This is a genomic window from Ureibacillus endophyticus, from assembly GCF_003628435.1.
GTDB classification, from domain to species: domain Bacteria; phylum Bacillota; class Bacilli; order Bacillales_A; family Planococcaceae; genus Ureibacillus; species Ureibacillus endophyticus.
The window spans coordinates 1-24018 of sequence record NZ_RBZN01000030.1 but is presented as its reverse complement, the minus strand read 5'-3'; the positions used below and the strand labels follow the sequence as shown (position 1 = coordinate 24018).

17 protein-coding genes and 1 pseudogene are annotated in these 24018 nt (G+C 30.5%); 16 read left to right on the top strand and 2 right to left on the bottom strand.

Going from position 1 to position 24018, the window contains the following annotated elements:
• Window positions 1-281: 281 nt before the first annotated feature.
• The 3 genes from D8M03_RS11910 (at window position 282) to D8M03_RS11900 (ending at window position 4772) form a co-directional block, all read left to right on the top strand.
• Complete coding sequence (locus tag D8M03_RS11910) at window positions 282-1811, top strand: lipopolysaccharide biosynthesis protein (protein WP_121215003.1); 1530 nt, start codon at window positions 282-284, stop codon at window positions 1809-1811.
• A gap of 716 nt (window positions 1812-2527) precedes the next feature.
• Window positions 2528-3757, top strand: a complete 1230-nt coding sequence (locus tag D8M03_RS11905) for a GNAT family N-acetyltransferase (RefSeq protein ID WP_121215002.1) — start codon at window positions 2528-2530, stop codon at window positions 3755-3757.
• A 352-nt stretch (window positions 3758-4109) separates the two neighbouring features.
• Complete coding sequence (locus tag D8M03_RS11900) at window positions 4110-4772, top strand: sugar transferase (protein WP_121215021.1); 663 nt, start codon at window positions 4110-4112, stop codon at window positions 4770-4772.
• Between the two features lie 103 nt (window positions 4773-4875).
• Here the strand turns inward: D8M03_RS11900 and istB are convergent, their stop codons facing one another.
• Window positions 4876-5625, bottom strand: coding sequence for an IS21-like element helper ATPase IstB (gene istB, locus D8M03_RS11895; RefSeq protein ID WP_121215001.1), 750 nt, complete (start codon window positions 5623-5625; stop codon window positions 4876-4878).
• Window position 5626: 1 nt separating this feature from the next.
• Window positions 5627-7149, bottom strand: a pseudogene (gene istA / locus D8M03_RS11890) (IS21 family transposase).
• Window positions 7150-8485: 1336 nt separating this feature from the next.
• Here istA and D8M03_RS11885 point away from each other — a divergent pair.
• From D8M03_RS11885 to D8M03_RS11820, 13 genes are all read left to right on the top strand, one after another.
• On the top strand, window positions 8486-10123 hold the full coding sequence (locus D8M03_RS11885) for a polysaccharide biosynthesis protein (protein WP_245987566.1): 1638 nt from the start codon (window positions 8486-8488) through the stop codon (window positions 10121-10123).
• Between the two features lie 105 nt (window positions 10124-10228).
• Entirely contained in the window at window positions 10229-11311 is a 1083-nt protein-coding gene (locus D8M03_RS11880; protein ID WP_414674162.1) for a DegT/DnrJ/EryC1/StrS family aminotransferase, read from the top strand.
• 639 nt (window positions 11312-11950) lie between these two features.
• On the top strand, window positions 11951-12913 hold the full coding sequence (locus D8M03_RS11870) for an ATP-grasp domain-containing protein (RefSeq protein ID WP_121215019.1): 963 nt from the start codon (window positions 11951-11953) through the stop codon (window positions 12911-12913).
• Window positions 12914-12937: 24 nt separating this feature from the next.
• A complete protein-coding gene (locus D8M03_RS11865) occupies window positions 12938-14140 on the top strand; it encodes a glycosyltransferase family 4 protein (protein ID WP_121214998.1) in 1203 nt (400 codons plus the stop codon).
• 19 nt (window positions 14141-14159) lie between these two features.
• The gene (locus D8M03_RS11860; protein ID WP_121214997.1) at window positions 14160-15197 is read left to right on the top strand and encodes a polysaccharide biosynthesis protein; all 1038 of its coding nucleotides are present in this window, start codon (window positions 14160-14162) and stop codon (window positions 15195-15197) included.
• 81 nt (window positions 15198-15278) lie between these two features.
• Window positions 15279-16481 carry an ATP-grasp domain-containing protein gene (locus D8M03_RS11855; RefSeq protein ID WP_211330913.1) on the top strand — a complete coding sequence of 401 codons (1203 nt, stop codon included), beginning with the start codon at window positions 15279-15281 and terminating at the stop codon, window positions 16479-16481.
• Window positions 16482-16569: 88 nt separating this feature from the next.
• Complete coding sequence (locus D8M03_RS11850; RefSeq protein WP_121214996.1) at window positions 16570-17679, top strand: polysaccharide biosynthesis C-terminal domain-containing protein; 1110 nt, start codon at window positions 16570-16572, stop codon at window positions 17677-17679.
• Window positions 17680-17682: 3 nt separating this feature from the next.
• Entirely contained in the window at window positions 17683-18807 is a 1125-nt protein-coding gene (gene wecB, locus D8M03_RS11845) for a non-hydrolyzing UDP-N-acetylglucosamine 2-epimerase (protein ID WP_121214995.1), read from the top strand.
• A gap of 4 nt (window positions 18808-18811) precedes the next feature.
• On the top strand, window positions 18812-19852 hold the full coding sequence (locus D8M03_RS11840; protein ID WP_121214994.1) for a glycosyltransferase family protein: 1041 nt from the start codon (window positions 18812-18814) through the stop codon (window positions 19850-19852).
• Between the two features lie 58 nt (window positions 19853-19910).
• A complete protein-coding gene (locus D8M03_RS11835; protein ID WP_121214993.1) occupies window positions 19911-21110 on the top strand; it encodes a glycosyltransferase in 1200 nt (399 codons plus the stop codon).
• A complete protein-coding gene (locus tag D8M03_RS11830; protein ID WP_121214992.1) occupies window positions 21100-22443 on the top strand; it encodes a hypothetical protein in 1344 nt (447 codons plus the stop codon). The genes D8M03_RS11835 and D8M03_RS11830 overlap by 11 nt, the downstream gene beginning before the upstream one ends.
• Window positions 22427-23092: a glucose-6-phosphate isomerase gene (locus D8M03_RS11825; RefSeq protein ID WP_121214991.1), complete on the top strand. Its 666-nt coding sequence runs from the start codon at window positions 22427-22429 to the stop codon at window positions 23090-23092. The genes D8M03_RS11830 and D8M03_RS11825 overlap by 17 nt, the downstream gene beginning before the upstream one ends.
• Window positions 23093-23192: 100 nt before the next feature.
• A complete protein-coding gene (locus D8M03_RS11820) occupies window positions 23193-23927 on the top strand; it encodes a YveK family protein (protein WP_121214990.1) in 735 nt (244 codons plus the stop codon).
• Window positions 23928-24018: the final 91 nt, after the last annotated feature.

Below are 24018 nucleotides of genomic sequence, written 5' to 3'. Positions count from 1 at the left end.
TTAAATTACAAAATAAGGTCATCAGTTTAGAGAGGTAATACTGACTGAGTTTAACCATTAACTAGAGTACAAGTGAAATAATATCACTTGTATTTTTTGTTAAATAAAAGAGCGCTCAATAATAATCATAAAATGCTCCAGTGGCGTTTTTATTAGAAGATAGTGAGATTATACAAAAAATCTCTCTATACTTTAAGGCACGTATTGTGAATATTGAAAAATTCTTCAAATGATTTTTTTGAAGAGTATTCAATACTTTTATAAAGGTAAAAGGAGATTTTATGCGTATAAAAAGTTCGTTAAAAAACCTATTAGTAGCTTTTCTTGGCCAATTAATTGGTATATTAATAAGTTTTATTGCAAGAATAGTATTTATTGGCGAACTAGGGGTTGATTACTTAAGTCTAAATGCTTTATTTGCAAATATAATTAGTTTGTTATCATTGGTTGAGCTCGGAATAGGCCCAGCCATGATTTTTAGTTTATATAAACCGCTTGCTAATAATAATATTGAAGATGTTAAATCCCTAATGAAACTTTATCAAAAGGTTTATATAATTATAGGGATTTTAATAATAGTTTTGGGGACTATATTTACTCCATTTATTAGCTTATTTATAAAAACTATGCCGGATATTCCTAGTGTGCATTTAATTTTTTCTTTATTTGTTGCAAATACAGCGATTTCTTATTTTTATTCATATAAACGTTCTTTAATTATTGCAGACCAAAAACGCTATATAGCAACCTTTTACAGTTATAGCTTTTTTGCTATTTTGAATATTATACAAATTTTCATATTACTTTTAACACACAATTTTATATTATTCCTTACTTGTCAGTTAATAGTAACCTTTATGGAAAATATTATTGTTTCGAAAACTGCAAATAGACTTTATCCTTATTTAAAAGATGTATCGGTTCGGAAGTTAAGTAAGGAAGTTATGAATGAGATTTCTAGAAATGTTCGTGCAATGGTAGCTCATAGATTAGGAGGAGTTGTAGTAAATTCAACAAGTAATATTGTAATTTCTAAATTTATAGGTTTAAATTTAGTAGGTTTATATTCGAATTACCAACTTATTATAAATGCATTAAATACAGTATTAGGACAAGTGTTTTTATCAATTACTGCCAGTGTTGGTAATTTAGGAGCTACTGAAAAAGATGATAAAAAAATATATATCTTTAATATAGTTTTATTTATGAACTTTTGGATATATGGTTTTTCCGCAATATGCCTTGTAATTCTATTTAATTCATTTATTCAATTATGGATTGGGAATGAGTATATTTTAAATAAATTTACAGTCTTATTAATAATTTTAAATTTTTATTTAAGTGGTATGAGAATGTCTGTTTTGACTTTTAAGGATGCATTTGGATTGTATTATTATGACAGACATAAGCCAATATTTGAAGCAATTATAAACCTAGCTTTTTCCTTAATATTAGTAAAGTCATTCGGGATAAATGGAGTTTTATTAGCAACAACTATAAGTACCTTAACAACTTGTTTCTGGGTTGAACCTTTTGTTCTTTATAAACATGGATTTAAATCATCTGCTATACCATTTTTTAGGAAATATTTATTATATGGAATAGTAACATTTGTTACTTGTATAATAACGTATTATATAGCAAATATATTTAGTGATAGTTCTATTGTCAACTTTATTCTTCAACTAGTAATTTGTATAACAATACCAAATTTTATTTTCCTAATATTATTTAATAAAACTATGGAATTTAAATATATTAATGAATTATTAAAAGGATTAATAAGGAATAGAATAAAATTGGTGAGTTAGTGGAAAAATAATTAGAATATTATTAAAATACCGTAAGTGTTATGCATCTTACTAGAGTTTGTTTGGATTTAGAGTGAGTAAATTTTGATTTGAGAATTTAAAAGTAGTTAGCATCATACAAGCGCCCACGTAAAATGCGAGGGCGCTATTATTTGTTAAATGAAACCCCTTCTATGTAGGGGTATAAATGTCCGTATCAAAGTGTACATTTTTGATTGTCTAAGCATGTACACTTTCGTTCGAAATGCGTTTCTCTATACATGTTTATGAATAATTACAACTTGACATGGAGACCTCTACTCGCATGATTCGTCAGCCAAAAGCCAGCTATTACAAGGGCTGGCTGACCAAACAAGGCTATCATACTCGCCCCTCCAAGTAAAGTTGTAATATACACTGGGGATCAAAAATGTACATGGTTAAACGAGCGTTTTTGTACATGATTAAATTGACATTTGTATAGGGGTTCTAAAAAGGTTAGCTATGAACAAAAAATACTCCAAACGTACCAATGATCTAGTCAACTAATTATGTACGGAAGGAGATTTATATGGATATGGATAGTACAAGTGTAGCTCATTAAACACGGAAATGTTAATAGCTATTGTGTTCGTTTCTAAATATAAAAGACGATTATTTAACAATATTCTTAATATCAACATAATTTTTTTTATTTGATGCAAAATAAGTCAATAATATAATGATTGGTGATAAATGTGAATCAGAGAAAAGGGTTAGTCATGCGAGAAATTCGAATGGATGAGATGGCACAATCCATTGAATTATTAAATTATGTTTTTCAAATGTCTTTGTCTATCAAGAAAGATCGCAAATATGTTAGTGAAAAGAGTAGACAGTTTCATGTCGGACATGCTTTAGGGTGGTTTGATGGTGATCAACTGGTTTCCCAAATTTTAAGTTTACCTTTTCAAGTAAATGTATTTGGTGAATGTTATGAAATGGGGGGGATCACCGCAATTGGTACGTATCCTGAATACTCCAAAAAGGGTTTAATGGACCAACTAATTAAAAAAACTTTGATTATAATGCGACAAGAGGGACGTTATATATCCTATTTATTTCCCTTTTCAATTCCTTATTATCGGAAAAAAGGATGGGAGATAATATGTGATATTGTAGAGTTTCAAGTAAAGGATACACAATTTCCACACTACGCTGAAGTGTCGGGAAAAATGCGACGAGTAGAAACATTAAGTGAAGAAGTAATTAGTGTATATGAGCGATATGCATCTAGAACCCATGGAGTGATGATTCGTAATTCAATTGCTTGGAATGAAAAATTCCATGAGGATTATTGGGAAGAAAAATTTGTCGATACCAATGTACAGTTGCAGGCAGCAGTATATTATGATGAAAATGATATTCCTCAAGGATATCTGTTTTATCGAATTATGGAAGAAAACTTTTACATTGATGAAATTGTGTATTTACAAGAAGAAGCGCGGAAAGGATTATGGAATTTCGTTTCTGCCCATAAATCAATGGTATATAATGCATACGGAAAAACAGCAGGAAATGAGCCAGTTGCGTTTTTATTAGAGGATAGTGAGATTATACAAAAAGTCTCTCCGTACTTTATGGCTCGTATCGTGGATGTTGAAAAATTCCTTGAACGATTTCCTTTTGATGAGCCTAATTTCCACATTCAATTAAAAATAACAGATCGGTTAGCAGAGTGGAATAATGGAATATATGAAATTACATCAAATGATTGGAAAGTTAAAGTGAAAAAAATCGATGAGGGAAATGAGAAGTCGGATATTTTGGTTATGATGTCGATTCAAACATTAACTACGATGATTTTAGGATACAAACGACCAAAATATCTTGAAAAAATTGAACGATTAAAAGGTAAAAGTGAAATAATTACGGTGTTAGAGGACATCATTCCAGTTGGGATTCCTACATTTATCGATTACTTTTAAAGAGAGCAAAATTTTAATAAGGTAGTTACAAAGCATTCCAAAAAGTCTTTAATTAAGACTTTTAGGGATGTTTTATTTTTTGTCCAATAATAGGTTTTTGTACCTATTACTCATTTGGTATAAAATATTTTTTTGAATTATTAGATATTTTTTTATTGTACTTAGGTAACTTTTTTAAAAAAATAAGCCATTTTTGATGTATCGAATGATGAAATAGTAATTTTTTGATATCTGTAAGCATTAATATATTTATAGTAATTTTTTGATTCATTTGGGTATTTGGATTAGTTAGGTATCAATTTATTATGGGTGAGGAAATTGATCAATGCTACAGGAGTGATGATACTTGAACATTTTTACTGGAAAGTTTTACGAAAAAGTTATTAAAAGATTAATTGATTTACTTATTTCATTTGCAGCTATTGTATTCCTTAGTCCTCTTTTTTTACTGGTTTCGATTTTAGTTAAAACAAAACTTGGTAGTCCAATTATTTTTAAGCAAGAAAGGCCAGGGAAAAATGGAGAAATCTTTACTTTGTATAAATTTCGAACAATGACTAATGAACGGGATGCATTCGGTGAATTACTTCCTGAAACGATAAGATTAACAAAATTTGGACTGTTATTAAGATCAACAAGCTTAGACGAATTGCCGCAGCTTTTTAATATTTTGAAGGGTGAAATGTCATTAATAGGACCTAGACCTTTACTTGTAGAGTATCTGGAATTATATAATGATTATCAAAAAAGACGTCATGAAGTAAGACCAGGATTAACTGGGCTCGCACAAGTAAGGGGGAGAAATTATCTATCGTGGGATGAAAAATGCAATTTGGATGTAAAGTATATAGATAATATTAGTTTATTAAATGATTTAAAGATAATGGTTTTAACAATAAAAAAAGTGATTAAACGGGAAGACATATGTGCAGATCCACATAAAATAATGGAGTACTTTGAAGGAGACAAAAATAAAGAGGAATTTCACAATAACATTTACAAAGGAAGTGCATAATTGCTTTCAGTTATTAAAATCAATGAAAAAGAATTAAAATGAGAACTTGTCGCCGTCAAGTCCAAATGAACATTTTTTGCTCGAATCGTTTGAACACTTTTAGCTAATTAAAAACACGTTGTTGATGCTTTAATCTGTAACTATCACTGTTCATATGAATTACCTCAACTCGGTGTAACAGCCTGTCTAATATGGCCGTCATAATTCCCTGATCACCGACTAACTCCGTCCATTGCTCAGGACCTTTATTAGAAGTTAAAATAATCGAACTTCTTTCATAAAGCTGATTGACTAGTTGAAAGAATAGATTCGCTTCTCGTTGATCCATAGCCATATACATAATATCGTCAATAATGATTAAATCCGAGGATTGGAGCCTCTTTAATTGCAGCTGGGCCTTACGCGTAAACTCCTGCGTTTTTAAGAGCTGAACGAGTTCTCCCATCGTCACAAAAGTCACTTGATATCCCTTGCGAATAGCTTCTATTCCTAATCCAATTGCTAAGAATGTTTTACCAACACCAGGTGGTCCTAATAAAATTAGATTACAAAATTGCTCTAGCCAGTTTAGCTCACTAAGCTGTTTTAATTGTCTTTCAGTTAATGCTGTTTGTTCTTCTATTTGAAATTCCTGAAGTGTTTTTTGGTATGGAAATTGTGCCCATTTCATTCGCTTTTCAATACTCTTTATTTCACGTTTTTGAATTTCATATGTTGTTAGTTGTTCCAAAAGCTCTAAGTAGGTCCATGAAGATTGCTCTGCTAAGCGGATGAGCTCTGGAAGCCCCTCTGCTGTTTCAGCTAGTCGCAATTGTTTAAAATAAATCTGGATATCTGAAACACTTTTACTCACCTCAAACACCTCCCATAGCTTTTAAATATTCTTTAAAATCTCTCGTTTTAACCGAGATGGACGGTATTGTTCCTTTGCCTGATTCTATACTTGCTGATTCCTTCAGTTTGGTTTTCTTGAGATAATAGAGTACATCCCGAAAATCATTTGCACTATACAGTTTTTCTTGGATACACTTATCAAGTGCTACAGGAATCATTTCGGGTTCTTCTTCCGCTAATTTCTTTAAAATGGCTAATTGATCCCGACGATACCTCCCATATTTATCGCATATTTGCTGAATGTAAGAAGATGCAGATTCATAGGGGAATAACTGAAGCACTTCTTTTTTTAGAACTTCAATTGTGTGTGAACGATCACGCTTATGATTCGAATTCTTAATTAATTTTCCCTTTTCCCGACAAATTGAATGTTCCGCAATCGATTCACCTGTAGGTGAAAGGCGAATGACTAACCGTTTGCCATCTTTTATCTCGATAAACACTTGTTGTTGCTTATTAAATGTCCCCAGTGGAACTGAATAACGGTTCGATTCAAAGCGTATGGTGTTGTCCTTTGCTACGTTCCTTGTTATACTTTGGTTAGTTATATTTTCTGTTAAATTAAGCAGGGATGAGACTGGTTGTAGGTGTTGCTTTTCGACGACAAACACTTCTACTGGTCTCTTTTTTGTTGTGTTATGTATATTGTAATTGCCTGTTCGTGCTAACCATGAAATGGCACGTTCATTCCAATCTTCAATATCTTTAAATACCCGACTATCCGCAAAATTCCCCTTAATATATTTCACTACATTTTCTATCATACCTTTTGATTCTGGATCTGCTTTGCGGCATAGATAAATCCTGAACTTTTGTTGCTTTACATACGCTTGAAATTCTTTTGTTAATATAATATCCCCGGCATTTTCACTTACTGCAATCAAGTTATCTTGATCATAGACGATTTCATCTGTACGTCCTCCAAAAAATTGGAAAGCATTTTCATGACATCGAATCGTATCCTGTGTTGTAAATGGTCGATCTTGCCACTCCATATATTTGTATCTAGAGTGAGCTAAAACGAATGCGATAAAATAGAGCTTCAATTCTTTTTTATCGATTGTTTTCTGTTTTGTTTGTCCCCAATCGACTTGTATTTGTTTTCCAGCTGGTTGTTCATCCACAGACTCGTAATCTCTTTTCTGTAATGACTTTTCAATTTGATATTTTTCCCGTATCTCATTTACATAGCTTCGAACGGTACTGTCCCCAACCTTTATATTAGGATAACGCAACGCTCCAACAACCAGTCTTTAATTTGTGCTGCACTCAAATGCGGGAATTCTTGTAACCAATTCACAATCCAATCTTTATAAGGGTCTAATTTTTTTGCTTTATGAGGAATGACAAATTCATTTTGAGCCTCTTCAAATGTCATTTCCAAATATTTATAAACTGTATTTCTAGCAACATTTAAATGTTTTGAGATTTGTGAAATCTTCAATCCTCGCTTTTTTAATTGTTGAATCTCAATATATAACACTAGTTTCTCCTCCACTGATACAGCCTCCTATAAACAGAATATATCTAGTTTATAAGATTTGGCGAATTTTGGCGAAAAGTGTTCATTGCATTCAAGCAGTTTCTGTTAATTCTATTCTAGCGGTTACAGAACTGCATAACTTTAGATACTATGATACTTATTATCTATTAAATATTTACTAGAGCTTTTTACAATTAATATAATAAGGAAATGTTACTGAGGAAATATAAACGTTCTAAATGAAGATTAGATTTTGTTATACCAAAAGGGATAATATCGTAAGTTGTCCGTTATCACCCGGTTCTCAAAAATTATGTGAATATAATGAAATGTATGATATAAAACCATATAGTATGAAGATTGCAATTGAAACAGATTCATTTGAATAAATACATAGTAGAAAACAATAAATATTGGAAAAAATTTTAAAAAGTGGTGTGGGCATATATGATTAAAAATAATGACCAGATGGAAGAATTTATCACGTTATATATTATACAATAATGAAAAATAATGCTGTTACAGATTATTATTTCTTAAAAAAAGATTTCTATATTAATGTATTAGAAGTATTAAATGATCGCCAAAATAGAATGTATTGAATACATGCTCTTGCCCCAATATGCGACTTTAAAGATTAATAGATTCACTGTTTTATATTTCCAAAATCCGTTCTAAAGAGATAAATGATAATGAAGATTTTGATTTCAATAAGGAGAATAATCGCCAAGAAAATCTTTATGAGTTTAATTTAGAAAGAAGCTGGACATAAATTTTTCTAGAATATAGGTTTAGAAATAATAATAAGATATTATATTTGAAAATCAATTTTCACTACATTAAAAACACCTCACTTTTCTCAATGGAAAAAATGAGGTGTTTTTGTTTTTCCCAGCTTCAATGGATAGAAGATAAAAGACAAGTAGTAGAGCATGGAAAAAATCAATTAATTAGGCAAAAGAGTATTTATAGTAATATTTTCATCTTAATAATAAAACATCAAAAAATGAGGCTTTTTCAGTTCTAACAGAATGGAGAAATAATATAATACTACTAAAAGTAAAGAATCAGGTTCCTTTTACTTCCTTATTTTTATGCTTTATGTATTATGTAACATACCCATTCATAAAGAGGTGCAAAATTGAATCTGAAACTTAGGTACTCAATTTTTTTTATAATTGACTCATTTATAGTACTATTCTCAATTTTTATAAGTCATTGGTTAGTGAATTCCTCTACAAATTTAGATTCAGTAATTACAATTAGCTCTTTTATACTGCTAGTTACCTTCCACGTTATAAGCAATTTTTTCCACCTTTATAATCGTATATGGAGTATGGCATCTGTTAATGAACTTCTTATAATAGGCTACTCAGTAACTATTTGTATATTAATAACAAGTTTCATTCAATTCATTTTTCAAGGCGGCATCTATTTTAAGGTAATGTTCATTACATGGTTATTACATATAGTGCTAATTGGCGGTTCACGCTTCTTATTAAGATTGTTCCACGATTATCGTAATACCGTAAAACCACAAAATAATATTAAACGTGTGTTAATTGTTGGTGCAGGGGAAGCAGGAACATTATTAATTCGGAGTATAAAAAGAAATATCAAACCTGAATATTTAGTGGTTGCAGTTGTCGATGATAATCCAAATAAACAAAATTTAACATTAATGAATGTTAAAGTCTGTGGCACAACAAAAGATATACCGAGAATTGTGCAAGAGAAAGATATTGATGAAATTATTTTAGCTATACCTTCATTAGGAAAAGAAGAAATGAGTAAAATTTATGAGCGCTGTGTAAATACAAAAGCAACTATTAAAACAATGCCTAAGATTGAAGATATTGTAATGGGTAAATCCACTGTAAATGATATTCAAGAGATAAAGTTTGAACAGTTACTTGGTCGAGAAGAAGTAAAGTTAGATATGGATGGAATTTCTAGCAAACTACTAAATAAAGTTATCCTAGTCACAGGTGCTGGGGGATCTATAGGTTCAGAAATATGTAGACAAGTACTTCAATTTAATCCAAGGGAAATCATCCTTTTAGGTCATGGGGAAAATTCAATTTATAAAATTCATATGGAACTAATAGAAAAAATAGGAGATAAAACGATTCGTATCTTACCAATTATCGCGGATATACAGGATCGTGAAAAAATATTTGAAGTTGTACAACAGTATCGACCTGACGTTATCTACCATGCTGCTGCACATAAGCATGTTCCATTAATGGAATTTAATCCACGTGAAGCAGTAAAAAATAATATTTTTGGTACAAAAAATGTTGCAGAAGCAGCCCACACTTTTAATGCGGAAAATTTTGTAATGATTTCAAGTGATAAAGCGGTTAATCCAACGAATGTAATGGGGGCAACAAAAAGGATAGCTGAAATGATTATACAAAATATGGCTCTTAATAGTAATACTAACTTTGCAGCAGTACGCTTTGGCAATGTACTCGGATCCCGTGGAAGTGTTGTACCTCGTTTTAAAGCACAAATTAAGGCGGGAGGACCAGTCACTGTTACTCACCCTGAAATGACGCGATATTTTATGACGATCCCAGAAGCATCAAGACTTGTCATACAAGCTGGAGCACTTGCCGAGGGGGGAGAAGTGTTTGTGCTTGATATGGGTGAGCCAATTAAGATAGTTGATTTAGCTAAGAACCTCATTTCACTTTCCGGATTTACAGAAGAGCAAATTGGCATCGAATTTTCTGGTATTCGCCCAGGCGAGAAAATGTACGAAGAGTTATTAAATGAAGAAGAAATACAGGAACAACATATCTACCCCAAAATTCACGTTGGTAAAGCGAATGCAATGGAAGAAAGTCAGTTATTAACTTTCCTTATGGAACTAGAAAATTTTGAAGTGGATGAATTAAAAGCAAAAGTTATTGAAGTTGCAAATGGAAATTGGGAAAGTAAAATTCGTAAGCCTAAAACAATAGCCTAAATCCATAAAGAAAGAGGAATGAATTTGTCATTCTCAAAAAATAACTTGTTAAAAGCTGAATTAAATTCTCGGATTGCTAATAAAATCTATCTTTCATCGCCACATATGAGCGAAGAAGGGTACGAATTAAATTATGTAAAAGAGGCTTTTCAAACAAATTGGATATCTCCATTAGGTCCAAATGTTGATGAATTTGAGAAAGCATTTGCAATAAAAATTGGTACAAAATCTGCTGTGGCACTTTCTTCTGGCACTGCTAGTATTCATATGGCATTAAAAGCAGCAGGAGTTGGGAGAGGGGATATTGTTTTTTGCTCATCCCTTACTTTCTCGGCAACAGCTAATCCAATCATTTATCAAAATGCGATTCCTGTTTTTATAGATAGTGATTTGGAAACTTGGAATATGTGTCCACTTGCTTTAGAAGAAGCATTTCAAAAATATCCTAACGCAAAGGCAGTTTTAGTTGTGCATCTTTATGGTTTATCAGCAAATTTAGATCGAATAATGGAAATTTGCGACAAATATAAAGTCCCATTGATAGAGGACGCTGCGGAAAGTCTGGGCACCTTCTATAAAGGAAAACATACAGGAACTTTTGGCGACTATGGTATTTTCTCTTTTAATGGTAATAAGATTATTACTACTTCTGGTGGTGGTATGCTCGTTTCAAACAATGAAGAACGTATTAAGAAAGTTAAATTTTGGTCAACACAATCTAAAGATCCAGCAAGGTTTTATCAGCATAGTGAATTAGGTTTTAATTACCGAATGAGTAATGTGGTTGCTGGGATAGGTAGAGGGCAATTGCAAGTATTGGATCAACGGATACAAAAAAAGAAATTCATTTTTGAATACTATACACGTGAATTATCAGGACTTGATGGGATTGAATTTATGCCGATCAATGATTGGAATGAGCCGAATTATTGGTTAAGTTGTATCACATTAAATAGCAAGGTAAAACCACTTGATTTAATTGAAGCTCTTGAAAATGAAAACATTGAAGCAAGGCATGTATGGAAGCCCATGCATATGCAGCCGTTCTATAAAAACTACGACTATGTAGGAAACGATATATCCGAAAAGTTGTTTGATAGAGGGGTCTGTTTACCTTCTGACACCAAAATGACAGATGAGGATATAGGGAGAGTAGTTGATACGATTAAAAGACTGTGGATAAAGTGAAGCAAACTGAGGGTGCATTTTATAGAAGCTATATAAAGAGATTATTGGAAAGTGTATTAACCTTAATTAATTTAATATATTATAGCCTGCTTATCCTATTGGTTGCAATTTTAGTAAAGGTTAAACTGGATAGCTCAACTATATTTAAACAAGAGCGGCAGGGTTAAATGAGAAAATATTTACAATTCATTAATTTCGGACAATTATGGATAAAGAGATGATAAAGGAGAATTACTTATTGATAATTTTGGAATTACACGGTTTGTAATAGTGTTACAAAACACTTCTATTGATGAACTTCCACAAATGATTTAGATGTGTTCTTTATTGGAACAAGACCTTAAGTGGTTAAACATATTCCACAATTTATTAAAAGGACAAAACAGAGACAAGATGCAAAACCTGGATTATCTGGATTAATGGAAGAATAAACTTATCATTTAGGAAACTATTAAATTAGATATTTAATAAATAGAAAATATTACATTATTTATTGACTTGAATATTTTGATAATCAACATTTTGAAAGTCATTAAAATAAAAGGAACTATTATTAAATTCTTGAGTAAATAGATATGAAATTTTAAATAGTTATCACATCTAAATGTTAAAAATGAGGTGTCTAAATAGTTGAATATAATGATATTAAGCTGTGGCTCAAGAAATAAAATAGTTCAATATTTTAAAAAGGAATTGAAAAAAAAAGGAAATGTTTTTGCGACAGACTGTAATGAATTAGCGCCTGCACTGTATGAAGCAGACAAATATTTTATAGTTCCAAGAATTGATGAAGTTAGCTATCTAGATTCAATTTTATCACTTTGTAAAAATCTTAATATTCATGCGGTATTTTCCTTAATTGACCCAGAAATATGTATAATCGCTGAGCACGAGCAAAAATTTAAAAACATTGGCACTATCCCAGTTGTATCATCCGTTAAATCTGTAGAAATGAGTTTTAATAAATTCAAAATGTACCAATATCTACGTAAAAGAGAGATCAATACTATTCAAACCTATCAAGATAAAGATTTATTTTACAGAGATTTAGAGTCGGGTCGTATCCATTTCCCTGTAATTGTAAAGCCATTATATGGAAGTGGAAGTGTTGACATAAATAAGGTGAAAACTAAAGAAGAAATCGAAATTTTGTATGCAAATCATGATAACTTGATAATTCAAGAGTTTATGCATGGTGTTGAATATGGGGCAGATGTTTATGTCGATTTAATTTCAAATGAACCTGTAGCGATATTTACAAAAGAAAAAATAAGAATGAGAGCAGGGGAAACTGATAAGTCGGTTTCCGTAAAAGATCCAAAACTTTTTCAATTAATTCAAAAGGTTGTGAAAAGTATTGGGTATAAAGGGATGATAGACATTGATATATTTAAAATAAAAGATGAGTACTTTATTTCAGAAGTAAATCCTCGTTTCGGTGGAGGGTACCCACATGCATATGAAAGTGGTATTAATTTTCCAAAGATGCTAATAAATAATTTGCAAGGTATTGTTAATGAAAATGTGATTGGTGAATTTGAAGAGGGTATTTATATGATGAAATATAATGAAGTGAAGGTTGGAAAATTAGAATCAAATTAAAAGAATTCATATGTAGGTGAACAAATGAAGGTATTGTTTTTAACCATTGGAAGTTTCACAAATGTTGAAGAGTCAGGATTGTACACAGATTTGTTGAGGGAGTTTCGAGATTGTGGACATCAAGTTTATATAGTTAACTCCATCGAAAAAAGAATGAATAGACCGACTGAATACGAGAGAAATGATGGTGTACATTTTCTTAAAGTTAGAACAGGTAATTTAACAAAGAATAACCCTGTCGAAAAAGGGATTTCAACAATTATGATAGAGTATCAATTTTTAAGAGCTATCAAAAGATACATGAATAATGTCAAATTTGATTTGGTTTTATATTCAACTCCACCTATTACCCTTGAAAAAGTGATTCGCTATATAAAAAAAAGAGACAATGCATTGTGTTATTTGCTACTGAAAGACATTTTTCCACAAAATGCAGTTGATTTAAAATTGCTCCGTAAAAGTAGCTTAGTCTATAAATATTTTAGATATAAAGAAAAAAAATTATATAGAGCATCGGATATAATCGGTTGTATGTCTCAGGCAAATGTAGATTTTATACTAAATCATAATCCTAGGATTGCAAAGAAATGTGTAGAAGTTTGCCCTAATAGTATTGATCCATTTAGAGTTGAAGTAGACGACAGGAAAAAAATAGAGATAAGGAAAAAATACAACATTCCTTTAGATAAAACAGTATTTGTATATGGGGGAAACTTGGGGAAACCTCAAGGAATTGATTTCCTAATCGAATGTCTAAAGGCGAATCAATCTAATGAAAAAGTTTTTTTTACAATAGTTGGATCTGGTACAGAGTTTAATAAACTAAGAAGTTTTGTAGACAATAAAAATGTATCAAATATATTACTATTAAATGAATTACCAAAAGAAGAATACGATTTACTAGCTAATTCTTGTGATGTAGGTTTAATTTTTTTAGATCATCGTTTCACTATTCCAAACTTTCCTTCAAGGATCTTATCTTACATGCAAGCAGCAATGCCTGTTTTAGCCGCTACAGATTCTCATACAGATATTGGGAAAGTAATTGAACAAGGTGAATTTGGTTATTGGTGTGAAAGTATAGATGTAGAAAAATTTTCCAAACTCATAGTGCGTTTTTGTAACAATGAATTAAGAAATAAGATGGGAACTAATGCACGAAAATATTTGGAGAGAAATTATACAACTAAACATTCTTATGAGATTATACTAAATCATTTTAAATAATTTGGAGAGGTTGTATTTTATGTTTACAAATAAAACCTTATTAATTACAGGTGGTACCGGTTCATTTGGTTACGCAGTTACAAAGAGAATGATGGCTACCAATATTAAAGAGATTCGTATTTTCTCAAGAGATGAAAAAAAACAATATGATATGCGGAAATACTTTAATAGTAATAAATTAAAATTTTTTTTAGGCGATGTCAGAGATATTGAAAGTGTAAAAAATGCCATGCATGGAGTGGATTATATTTTTCATGCGGCCGCTTTGAAGCAAGTACCTTCGTGTGAATTTTTCCCTTTAGAAGCGGTAAAGACGAATGTATTAGGAACAGATAATGTACTTACATCTGCCATTGAATATGAAGTGGAAAAAGTCATCTGTCTATCAACAGATAAGGCTGCATATCCTATAAATTCAATGGGCATATCAAAAGCAATGATGGAAAAAGTATTTGTTGCTAAATCTAGAACAGTTTCTTCTGAAAAAACACTTATTTGCGGTACAAGATATGGGAATGTTATGGCTTCACGAGGGTCCGTAATTCCATTATTTATTGAACAAATAAAAAATGGCAAACCATTAACAGTAACAGATCCAAACATGACTAGATTTTTAATGAATTTAGAAGAAGCAGTCGAATTAGTATTATTTGCTTTTGAACATGGGAAAGCTGGGGATATTCTTGTTCAAAAAGCACCAGCCACAACAATCGGCGATCTTGCTATTGCGTTAAAAGAAATATTTAATGTGGAAACAGAAATACAAATAATTGGAACACGTCACGGAGAAAAGAAATATGAAACTTTGTTAACAAAAGAAGAATATGTTGTTTCAGAAGATTTAGGTGAATTTTTCAGAGTTCCTGCAGACCATAGAGATTTATATTACGATAAGTATTTTATTGAAGGAAATCAGTTGCTTACTATTACTGAAGAATATAACTCTAATAATACACGGATCCTAAAAATACCAGAGATTAAGGAGAAATTATTAGAATTAGACTATATTCAAAATGAATTATTTGTGTGGAATAAAAAAAATAATTGTGAGGTTTAGGGGAATTATAATTTTAAAGGTTAGTAATATCGAATTTGTAGAAAATGTAGTGCACATTTAATAAAAAAGGGGTGTATAACTTTGAAAAAACTACTTATGCTGGGGGGAGCTTATTCTCAAATTCCTGCCATAAAAAAGGCAAGGGAAATGGGCTATTTTGTAATTGTTTGTGATTCCAATAATAAAAGCCCTGGTCAAAAGTATGCTAATCAATTTTTTAACATAAGTACAACAGATAAAGAGAGTGTTCTAAAACTCGCAAAATCATTAAATATTGATGGTATTGTATGTTACAAAGCTGATTCGGGAGCCTCTACAGTAGCTTATGTTGCTGAACAATTAGATCTACCTTCAAACCCCTATGATTCTATAATGATACTAACTAATAAGGACCTCTTTAGGAGATTTCAAAAGGATAATGGTTTTAATGTTCCAAGAGCTATTGGCTATCAAACATTAGACGAAGCAAAAGCAGATTTTCACAATTTTAATATGCCTGTAATGATTAAACCTGTTGATTCTGCTGGTAGCTTAGGAGTTTCAAAGATTGATACACATGAACTTTTAGAAGAAAAAGTTTCTTATGCGTTAGCTTTTTCGAAAGTAAAGCGATTTATCATTGAAGAATATATTGAAAATCATGGCCCACACGTTGGAGGAGATGGGTTTTCTGTTGACGGCAAACTTGTATTTCGATGTTTTTCTAATGAAAAATTTTCAGAAGGGTATAGTAATCCATTTTTATCAATTATAGCGAGTTGGCCATATATAATGCCTGAAAGTATCCAAAATAAAATCCATGCAGAAATTGATAGATTATTGAACTTACTAAATATGAAAACTTGTGCATATAATTTTGACATCCGTATTGATGAGAATGAAAATGTCTACTTAATTGAAGTAGCTCCGAGAAATGGTGGTGACTGGAATCCAAATGCAATTAAATATGCAACTGGGGTTGATCTCATTGAATATACATTGAAAGCTGCGTTAGGGGAAGACTGTAGTGATTTATCCGTGGTTGAGCCAGAGGGATACTGGGCAACATATGTAATTAATAGTAAAGTTAACGGTATTTTTAAAGGGATTAAATTTCATAGCGACATAAAAACTAATATAGTAGAATATGACTTATTTGTTAACCCAGGGGATAAAATATATGAACTTAATAGTGCATATGAAAAAGTTGGAATAATGATATTAAATTTCTCGACTTTTGAGGAAATGGAAGAAAAGATGGAGAATATTTCTAAATTAATAAAATTAGAGATTGAAAGTGTATAGTAAAAAAACTTATTTGATATTGTATAGATTATGGCATCAAGAGTACCAATTCAAATTTTCATTAAAATCCGAGTGAAAGGTGGTATATATGAAAATTCTTGTAACAGGTGCACATGGATTTATAGGGAAAAATCTTGTTACAGAACTAAGAAATATAGGTTCTTACGAAGTATTTGAATTTACAAAAGAAAATGATATTTCATTACTTAGTATATATACAAAAAATTGTGATTTTGTCTTCCATCTTGCTGGGATAAATCGTCCTCAAAGTGATAATGAATTTTTTAGTGGAAATGTAGATTTTACATTTCAGCTCTTACAGTTATTAAAAGAACATAAAAATAAAGCCCCTATACTTTTTACTTCTTCAATACAAGCTGAAAATGGAACTTCTTATGGGAGAAGCAAATTAGAGGCAGAAAAATTAATTTTTAACTATGCAAAGGAAAATTGCGTTACTGCGTATGTATATCGATTACCAAACGTTTTCGGAAAGTGGAGTAAACCAAACTATAATTCGGTAGTGGCAACATTTTGTCATAATATTGCAAGAGGCTTAGAAATCCAAATCAGTCATCCAGAAACTGAACTAACCCTTTGCTATATTGATGATGTGTTAGAAGAATTTATTTGTGCATTAAATGGTAACCCGTCGAAAATATCTAATTATTTCATTGTACCCCAAATACATACTATCACACTAAGTAAATTAGCGGAAACAATACAAAGTTTTAAAAAAACAAGAGACAGCTTAAATATACCGAATATGGAAAATAAACTTGTAAAAAATTTATATAGCACATATTTAAGTTATTTACCCGAGGATAACTTTTCCTATGATTTAAAAATGAATTGTGATGAACGTGGTTCGTTTACTGAATTTCTCAAAACAAAGAATCAAGGTCAAGTATCGATTAATGTATCGAAACCAGGAATTACAAAAGGAAACCATTGGCACCATACGAAAAACGAAAAATTTTTAGTAGTAAGTGGAGAAGGTCTAATTCGATTTAGGAAGATTGACTCTGAGGACATTATTGAATATAGAGTAAGTGGAGAAAAGCTTCAGGTTGTTGACATTCCTGTAGGTTACACACATTCCATCGTCAATGTAGGTAAAAATGATTTAGTAACAGTAATGTGGGCAAATGAACACTTTGATCCTGATAAGCCAGACACTTATTTTCAGGAGGTTTAAATCTTGAAAAAGCTTAAAGTAATGACAGTTGTCGGTACTAGGCCAGAAATTATTAGGCTCTCTGAGGTAATTAATAAACTAGAAGAAACTAGTGCCATTGAACATATACTTGTACACACTGGACAAAATTATGATTATGAGTTAAATGAAGTTTTTTTTAAAGATTTTAATTTAAAAAAACCTGACTATTTTTTAGATGCTGCAAAAGGTACTGCAGTTGAAACCATTGGAAATATATTAATCAAAATCGATCCCATATTGGAGAAAGTTCAACCAGATGCATTTTTAGTATTAGGAGATACAAATAGTTGTTTATGTGCTATTGCTGCAAAAAGAAGACAAATTCCAATATTTCATATGGAAGCCGGGAATCGATGCTTCGACCAACGGGTACCTGAAGAAACTAATCGAAAAATTGTCGACCATATAGCGGACATAAACTTAACTTATAGCGATATTGCAAGAGAATATCTGTTAAAGGAAGGGTTTTCTGCAGACCGTGTAATTAAAACAGGAAGTCCTATGCTTGAGGTGCTAAATTCAAGAAAAGTTGATATAGAAAAGTCAAATGTGATAGAAAGAGTAGATATTGAAAAAGGGAAATATTTTGTTGTATCTGCTCATCGAGAGGAAAATATAAATAATAATAGTAATTTTAGTAATTTAATAGGTAGTATTAATGCAATCGCTGAAAAGTACCAACTTCCAATCATTTTTAGTACTCATCCTCGAACAAAAAAAATGATTGAGATGAAAGAAATTAAATTTAACCCATTAGTTAGGATAATGAAGCCTTTAGGGTTTAATGATTATATAAAACTGCAGATGTACGCTAAAGCTGTTCTTAGTGATAGTGGAACAATAAGTGAAGAAGCGACAATACTAGGATTTAAAGCTTTAAATTTACGAGAAACTCATGAGAGACCAGAAGCAATGGAAGAAGCGGCTGTAATGATGGTAGGGCTTAAGAAGGAAAGGATAATACAAGGGTTAGAGATATTAGAAACACAAGACGTTAATACTATTAGAATGGTTAATGATTATAGTATGCCAAACGTGTCTGATAAGATAATTAAAATTATTGTTTCATACACTGAATATGTTAATAGAGTAGTTTGGGGGAAATAATGCCATGAAAATTGCACTTGTATGTCCTTCAAACAAATTATTTATGCCATATGTAAGTAATTACGAACTAATATTAAGTCATCTTAATATACCTTATGACATTATTAATTGGGATAGGTTTAAAATTGAGAATAGTCATATTAGTTATAAAGATAAGAAAATTGGCCACAAGAGAAGCTATTATGATTATTTAAAATACAAAAAATACTTATTATACAAACTAACATATGAGAAGTACGATAAAATTATCGTATTTGGAATACAGTTAAGCTATTTTCTAAAAAATATTTTAATAAAAAAATATAAAAAGAATTTTGTGATAGATATAAGAGATTACAATAAGATAAAACATTTTTTTAATTTAAAAAAGTTAATACAATACACTTCGTTTACAGTTATTTCTTCCGCCTGTTATAAGGAATGGCTCCCTGAAAATCTAAATTATTTAATTAATCACAATACACAAATAACATGTATAAATGAATTAAAGGAAATCCGACCTTTTAACCAGCAAAAAATAGGTATTGCTAATATAGGTGCTATTAGGGATTTCGAAATAAACAAAGAGTTAATACAGTCTTTAAGTAATAACAATCGATTTGAAATGTTTTTTCATGGTGAAAGTGAGATTAACGAAAATATACAAAAGTTCGTAGAAGTAAATAAAATTAAAAATGTATTAATTACTGGTAGATATTTAAAAGATGTTGAGGAGCAGTTGTATAACAATTGCGATTTAGTCAATGTTCTCAGATATAACGATAGCATAAATAATAAGACTGCGTTACCTAATAGAATTTATAATTCAGTAATACATGGAAAACCCATGATAGCTTATGAAGGTACTTATTTAGCTGATCAAATATCTAAATATAATTTGGGAATTGTACTTAGTTCATTTAGTAATGTAGACCAGAACATAATAAAGTATTTAACACAATTTAATACAGAGGAATTTAATGAAGGCAGGAAACGTTTTATTTCAAAAACAATAAATGAAAATAATCTTTTCAAAAAAAATCTTATCAAGTTTATTAATTCGTAGTTAGCTTGCTTTTTAGATTGAAATTTTAGTTAAAAAATTCGTAAAGAGGTATTCCTTTATGACTAAAAAGAAGAAAATAATTATTGTAAGCAATAATTTAGCTTCAGGAGGGATCCAGAAAGCACTCGTTAACCTATTAAATGAAATAAAGGATAAGTATGAAATTGCTTTATTTTTATTTAGTGATAGTGGTAACTACAGTGAGGAAATTCCGAAAAAAGTTAATGTTATACACGCAAATTCATTTTTAAAATTATTAGCTATTTCACAAAAGGAGTCGAAAAAGGAAGGGTTATTTTATTATCTTCTTCGAGCAATATTGGTTTTATGGACGAAATTGATAAATAACGAAATTCCAATGAAAATTTTATTTTTAACTCAAAGGAAATTAAAAAAGTTTGATGTAGCTATTTCTTTTGTCCAAAGCCCAAATGAAAAATCTTTTTATGGCGGATGTAATGAATTTGTACTTAACAAAATTGAGTCGACTAGTAAAATAGCATTCATACATTGTGATTTTTTAAATTATGGTGGTAATACCCATAAAAATAGAAACTTATATTTAAAATTTAACAGTATTGCTGCAGTATCAGAATCGTGTAAAAACAATTTTATAGAGGCTATACCTGAGCTAACACAGAAAACTTATTGTATTAGGAATTGTCATGATTATGAATGCATTAAAGAAAATGCAAATCAATTTCCAGTAGAATATAATACTAGATATTTTAATATTGTAACTGTGGCACGCTTGAGTGAAGAAAAGGGGCTTATTAGAGCACTTGAAATTATTAATCGATTAATTAAAAGAGGTTATAAAATAACCTGGCAAATTATTGGGGATGGTAGGCAAAGAAAAGAAATAGAACAAAAAATACAAGATTACTTATTAGGGGAATTTGTTATTCTCCATGGTGATCAAAAAAATCCGTATAGGTTTATGAAAAATGCAGATATTTTTTTCCTTCCTTCTTATCATGAAGCAGCCCCAATGGTTTTAGATGAAGCTAGAGCGCTTGCTTTACCTGTCCTAACAACAAATACATTATCAGCTATAGAAATGGTTGAATCCAATAACTGTGGATGGGTATGTGAAAATTCAATAACTGGTATTGAAGAATCACTAATCGATCTATTAAATAATCAGAATGCTCTACTCAAAATTAAAAACAATTTAATGACACAACATTTTACAAATGAAGTTGCGCTTAAACAGTTTGATTTTTTGTTAAATGGAGCAACTAATAATGTTAAATAACAGAAAAGTATTAATAATTTTTATACTTATGTTTGTAGATATTTCCCTAATATCTATAGGTCATTATTTAAATATGAATAGTATTATTTTATTGAGTTTGCTACTGTTAATCACAATACTATTAATAAGTCCGTATTCATTATTTTTAGCTATCTTGCTATTTTATTTGCCATGGTCACCTGTAATGAAGTTTAATGCAGAGGATCACTCATTCTATACAATATGTTTTGTATTGTATTTTATCTATTTTTTAATCGTCAATGAGTTAGAAGGAAAAATAAGTATACTAAGGATAGAATCTTTAATATTAACTTGTTCTATATTTACGTATACTATGATAATTAAACTATTTTTTGGTAATAGTTTTTCATTAGGTTACTTAGTTTTCATATTTATGGTAATTTTAATTCCTACTTATATAAAAGTTTATCATCGCAAAATATCTTTTGAAATATGCATTGTGTTTTTTTCTTTAGGGATAGTCTTTGCAGGGCTATCTTCTAAAATTCTTATGAATTATTCACACATGCTTCCGTTTATAAAAGTTTCTAATTGGGAAACTATTGGATTAACTAGATTAAGCGGTTTTTATGGGGATGCAAATTTTTATTCAGCACATATTTTAGTTGCAGTTTCTGGGTTACTTATTATTATGCTAAATAAAAGCTTTAAGAATGTAGTTTTATTATCTATTCTAGTGCTTACTTTATTATATTTTGGTTTATTGTCAGTCTCTAAAATGTTTTTAGTGGTTTTACTTTCCATTATAGTAATTTGGTCTCTAGTTGCACTTATTAGTAAAGGGAAAATAACAACTAAAATATCCATCTTTATAGTAATTAATTTAGGATGTTTGATTATTGCAACATCAGAATTATTTGCAAAACAAATAAATATGTATTCAATACGCTTTAATATGGTTAGTGATATATCAACACTAACAACTGGAAGAAGTGATATTTTATCAGATTATTTTACTTTTTTTAAACAAAATCCCACGAGACTGTTATTTGGCCAAGGTTATTCAGAAGTCTTTAACGGTGGAATTACCGATGCAGCACATAATACGATCATTCAAATTATTTATCAGTTTGGGATAATCGGATCAATTATTTTACTCTTTTGGATTATTCACTTGTTTAATATTCTTGATAAAACTCAAATTGATTCTGTTAATAAAAGGATAAAAATAAATCTTAATATTTTTATCTTTGCTATTGCATGTTTTGCTCCTTGGTTAACGTTAGATATTTTATTTGCAGATGAATTATTTTTTATAACGTCTCTATTTCTAATTGGTATAAATTATATTAAGGGTGCAGAAAACGTTTAAAAGAGAGGGATTAGGTTTTTATAAATTTATTGAAGGGGTGAAAGAAGCTGCGGTTTTATTAAATGTGGATAACATAGAACTAAATGATGCTTATCGATATGCCGTCATACGAAATGAACTATACAAACAAGGATATCAGGTTGAATTACTTGCATCGTTTGAGCCAAGTCTTGCTTTCTTTCATGAATGGTGGAAGCAGTTATTTGGTGAAAGTGAAGGAAAAAATAAAAAAGGTATATTTCCTTCTGCTGTAACGTATTCCACTGATTTACATTCAATTGGTCAATATATTCAAGAGGGAAGCCCAATCTTATTTGAAACATTTTTACACTTTAAGGAGATACAAGATGATTATCCAATTCCTTTCGATATCCGAAATGAGGATCAACTAAATGATTTATCAACTTATAGCTTTAATGAAATAAATCGCATCGCAAAGGAAGGTAGTATATTGGCCCATATTGAAGGTGGGATTCCTGTGATCCAATTAGAGCTGAAAAAATTAGATGCATACCATATGGGATTTTTAATGTATTTTTTTATGAAGGCTTGTGTCATGAGTTCCTTTTTATTAGATGTGAATCCTTTTGATCAGCCTGGTGTTGATATATATATAAATAAAATGAATGGTTTATTAAAAAAGAAATAATGAGAGAATTCCATTCATAATACCGTTCAATTAGCAATAAATTTATGAATATAGAATAATATGTCAATGTAAAAATTCATGCTTCAGGGAGGCAAATACTGTGGAAGAATCAATCAGTTTAATAGAAATCCTGAAAATAATACAGAAACGGCTATTTTTAATTTTATCCCTCGTATTCGTTTGTTCTGTCATTTCTGCAATCATCAGTTATTATGTGCTTCCTCCCATTTATGAAGCTGAAACACAAATTTTAGTTAACCAAAAGAATAGTGGACAAGAATACGGCTGGTCCCAGTTAGAAACGGATTTACAATTAATTGATACGTATAATGTTATCATTCGATCTCCTGTTATTTTAACGAAGGTGATTGAAAAATTAAATTTGGATACAACACCAGAAAGTTTAGCAAGACAAATTAATGTATCTAATGCGGATAACTCGAAGGTCGTCAATATTCGAGTAGAAGATGAGAGTCCTTTAAAATCCGTTGAAATAGCAAACACGGTCGCAGAAGTGTTTAAAGAAGAGATTCCTTCTCTCATGAATGTTGATAATATAAGTATTTTATCAGTTGCTAAATTAAGTGAGAATCCTAGCCCAGTTAAGCCGAATAAACTGATAAATGTCGCAATCGCGGCTATTATTGGATTAATGCTTGGAGTTGGGTTGGCATTTTTATTAGCATTTTTAGATACTACAATTAAAACTGAACAAGATATTGAAGAAATTTTAGCTCTCCCAATTATGGGAATTGTAAAATCGATTTCAGAGAAGGATTTAGAAATACCCTTACCATCCCGAACAGGTAGTGTAAAAACTTCTATGAAAAACTGAAAATCACAAAGTATTAGGCTCAAAATTACTCTTCGAACGAGATGACAATCGCTCTTGACAAACATTCCGAAAAGGTTGCGCCTTGTTTTTG

What these genes read in the sequence shown, in the direction of transcription:
- D8M03_RS11865 (WP_121214998.1), top strand. Translation starts at nt 12,938, where the DNA reads ATGAAGGTATTGTTTTTAACCATTGGAAGTTTCACAAATGTTGAAGAG.
- D8M03_RS11910 (WP_121215003.1), top strand. Translation starts at nt 282, where the DNA reads ATGCGTATAAAAAGTTCGTTAAAAAACCTATTAGTAGCTTTTCTTGGC.
- D8M03_RS11830 (WP_121214992.1), top strand. Translation starts at nt 21,100, where the DNA reads ATGTTAAATAACAGAAAAGTATTAATAATTTTTATACTTATGTTTGTA.
- D8M03_RS11835 (WP_121214993.1), top strand. Translation starts at nt 19,911, where the DNA reads ATGACTAAAAAGAAGAAAATAATTATTGTAAGCAATAATTTAGCTTCA.
- D8M03_RS11870 (WP_121215019.1), top strand. Translation starts at nt 11,951, where the DNA reads ATGATATTAAGCTGTGGCTCAAGAAATAAAATAGTTCAATATTTTAAA.
- D8M03_RS11860 (WP_121214997.1), top strand. Translation starts at nt 14,160, where the DNA reads ATGTTTACAAATAAAACCTTATTAATTACAGGTGGTACCGGTTCATTT.
- D8M03_RS11880 (WP_414674162.1), top strand. Translation starts at nt 10,229, where the DNA reads ATGAGCGAAGAAGGGTACGAATTAAATTATGTAAAAGAGGCTTTTCAA.
- D8M03_RS11840 (WP_121214994.1), top strand. Translation starts at nt 18,812, where the DNA reads ATGAAAATTGCACTTGTATGTCCTTCAAACAAATTATTTATGCCATAT.
- D8M03_RS11850 (WP_121214996.1), top strand. Translation starts at nt 16,570, where the DNA reads ATGAAAATTCTTGTAACAGGTGCACATGGATTTATAGGGAAAAATCTT.
- D8M03_RS11885 (WP_245987566.1), top strand. Translation starts at nt 8,486, where the DNA reads ATGGCATCTGTTAATGAACTTCTTATAATAGGCTACTCAGTAACTATT.